3 protein-coding genes are annotated in these 2,592 nt (G+C 54.9%); all 3 read right to left on the bottom strand.

The genetic code is table 11. The features are described 5' to 3' along the window. Window positions 1–66: 66 nt before the first annotated feature. Window positions 67–1,704, bottom strand: coding sequence for an IS66 family transposase (gene tnpC / locus ACTQ3R_RS16345; protein WP_441780212.1), 1,638 nt, complete (start codon window positions 1,702–1,704; stop codon window positions 67–69). 91 nt (window positions 1,705–1,795) lie between these two features. Continuing rightward, window positions 1,796–2,152, bottom strand: a complete 357-nt coding sequence (gene tnpB / locus ACTQ3R_RS16340) for an IS66 family insertion sequence element accessory protein TnpB (RefSeq protein WP_441780211.1) — start codon at window positions 2,150–2,152, stop codon at window positions 1,796–1,798. Continuing rightward, a complete protein-coding gene (gene tnpA, locus ACTQ3R_RS16335) occupies window positions 2,146–2,466 on the bottom strand; it encodes an IS66 family insertion sequence element accessory protein TnpA (RefSeq protein ID WP_441780210.1) in 321 nt (106 codons plus the stop codon). The genes tnpB and tnpA overlap by 7 nt, the downstream gene beginning before the upstream one ends. Window positions 2,467–2,592 lie beyond the last annotated feature (126 nt).

Below are 2,592 nucleotides of genomic sequence, written 5' to 3'. Positions count from 1 at the left end.
AAGTAACCGTCAAACCCGGCCCAACAGAAGAGCCACGGCATCTGCCGTGGCTCAGGTAAAACAAGATTATACTTTTGTTCTGCATTCTGCTGGTGCCTGGGCAGGAATCAATTTCTCGGCCCAGGTTTCGTTGGCTGTTTGCGCCAATTCAGGGGCACGTTCCAGAACCCACTGCAAGTAGCGGTAAGGATCCAGGCCGGTTTCCTTAGCCGTTTCAATCAGACTGTAAAGGACTGCGCTGCTCTGCGCACCGCCCGGTGTATTGCAGAACAAAAAATTCTTCCGGCCCATCACAAAGGGCTTTATGCTGCGCTCGGCGCGGTTGTTGGAAAGCTCCAGCCTGCCGTCCTCCAGATAGCGCACCAGATAGGGCCACTGCTCCAGAAGATAGTGCAGTGCCTTGCCCAGGGCGGACTTGGGTGCTGTCCTGGCGCTAGTCTCATTTGCCCATGCCAACAGAGCCTCCAGAACAGGTTTTTCCTGCTCCAGACGCTTGGCAAATCGGTCTTCTGCTGTCAATGCGGCAAAGTCCTGCTCCATCTGGAACAGCTTTGCAAAATAGCACAGGGCTTCTGCCGGCTTGGAAGCAGGTTGTTGGTCCTTGGGAACGGCAGTCAGTGCCTCGTCAAACTTACGTCGGGCATGGGCCCAGCACCCCACCACACGGATCTGTTCCGGAAGCCTGTGGTAGCCCTGGTAGCCGTCCGCATGGAGCCAACCGGAGAATCCCTCCAGGAACTTCTCTGCGTTCTCAGCTTTCCGGTTGGGCTGGTAATCATACAGCACAATCGGCGCCTCAGCGTTGCCACTGGTCCGGTAAAGCCACATATAGGATTTGCTGGTGGCTGACTTTCCCTTCTCGTGCAGTACCTGCAGCGTGGTTTCGTCACCGTGCAGCACCTTTTCCTGGCACAGCCTCTGGTGCAGCACGTCATACACAGGCTGCAGCCAGTCCTCCGCTGCCTTCAGCAGCCAGTTGGACATAGTCTGCCGGGACAGCTTCAGACCCTGGCGTTCAAACTCCTGCTCCAAACGGTACAGAGGAGAGTACATCACATACTTCTGTGCGGCAAGATGCGCAATCGCAGAGGGAGAGGCAAAGCTGCCGGGAATCACGGTCGGTGCCATAGGAGTGGGCACCACATTCCCTTCTCCGGTCTCTTTTTCGCAATGTTTGCAGGCGTAGGTGGGGTAGCGGTCCTCCCGCACCCAAAACTCAGCGGGCTTCATCTGGAGGCTGCGGTGGATCTCCACGCCAATCTCAACCAGCTCGCTGCCACAGGCACTGCAAACTCTCTCGCTTTCGGGCAGAGGATGCTCCACGACTTCTACGGGAGTGCCTTCGGGGATCACGTCGGCAATGCTGCCGGAACGGCGCTTGCGGGGCGTCTTCTTTTCGGACTTTTTAGCGGGCTCCATGCTGTCTGTATCCCAGGCCTCAGCCTCATTGAACAGATAGGCAAACTTGTCCATGACCATCTGTTCCAACTGCTCAGAGGAACTTCCAAACAGTTTCCGTTTCTTCAGCTTCAACTGCTCCATCAGCCAACGGTTCTGCAAAAGAGCCTGGGCCAGCTCGGCGCTCTTAGCGTCCAGCTGCTGATTCTGCTCAGCCAATTCGGCGTTCTTAGCATCCAGCTGCTGACTCTGCTTGGCCAGTTGTGCCTGCAGCGCTTCGTATTCCGCCCGGGAAATCGTAATCATTTCCCGGTTACTTGTCTCGTTCGTTTCTGTATATTTCATGCTGATATGATACCATAAATCGCAGGAAATGCACAGAGTTCATTGATCATTCTCAGATATTTTCCAGCCCGCAGACCGGTCTGTGCGCCTTCGGCTGTTCCACATTCAGCCCTTCCATGAGCCAGCGGTATTGTTGGGGAGTCAAAGTTCTGGCCTCACTCTCATTTCTGGGCCATTGGAAGCTGCCGGATTCCAGGCGCTTGTACAGCAGCAGAAATCCATCGCCCTCCCAGTACAGGGCTTTGATCCTGTCCCGGCGTCGGCCACAGAACAGAAACAGCGTGTTGGTGAACGGATCCAGATGAAACTGCTGCTGAACGGTGCTGGCCAGACCATCGATTCCTCGTCTGAGGTCGGTGTAGCCGCAGGCGATATAGACTTTGTCAGCTCCGGTAAAATCATTCAGCATGACTGTAGAATCTGCAGCACCATGGCCGTTGTTTCAGCGTCCGCACCCGAATGAACATCTACTGAAACATTTCCCAGATGCACGGTAGCGGAAATTTTGGCCGCCGGCGCAACACATACCTCAGCAAACTGCGGTGCGGTTTGTGCCGCAAGACAAAACAGCTTCTTTTGCCATTTATAGTAGCTGGCGGTACTGATGCCGTTTCCTTCGCACCAGGCTCTGACGCTGATACCGCTGCTGCGGCAGGCCGCAATCCGCTCGCTCCAAACAGCGACTTTCTCCTGTCGGTTCAGTGTCTGTAAACTTTTCTCCATAACTGTCTCCCCAGTCTCAGATAGTATCTTCCAGTCTCCGAGACTCCACGATACTATCTGCTATTATGGAGATATTTTCTCACACCAGCTACATTCCAGCAATCCGCCGCCAGGTTTGACGGTTAC

Origin of the sequence: Lawsonibacter sp. LCP25S3_E2, from assembly GCF_052117285.1 — a bacterium.
Classification (GTDB): Bacteria; Bacillota; Clostridia; order Oscillospirales; family Oscillospiraceae; genus Lawsonibacter.
This window is presented reverse-complemented; position numbering and strand designations above follow the sequence as displayed.

Coding starts and splice junctions, on each gene's coding strand:
- tnpC (WP_441780212.1), bottom strand. CDS start 1,704: ATGATTACGATTTCCCGGGCGGAATACGAAGCGCTGCAGGCACAACTG.
- tnpB (WP_441780211.1), bottom strand. CDS start 2,152: ATGCTGAATGATTTTACCGGAGCTGACAAAGTCTATATCGCCTGCGGC.
- tnpA (WP_441780210.1), bottom strand. CDS start 2,466: ATGGAGAAAAGTTTACAGACACTGAACCGACAGGAGAAAGTCGCTGTT.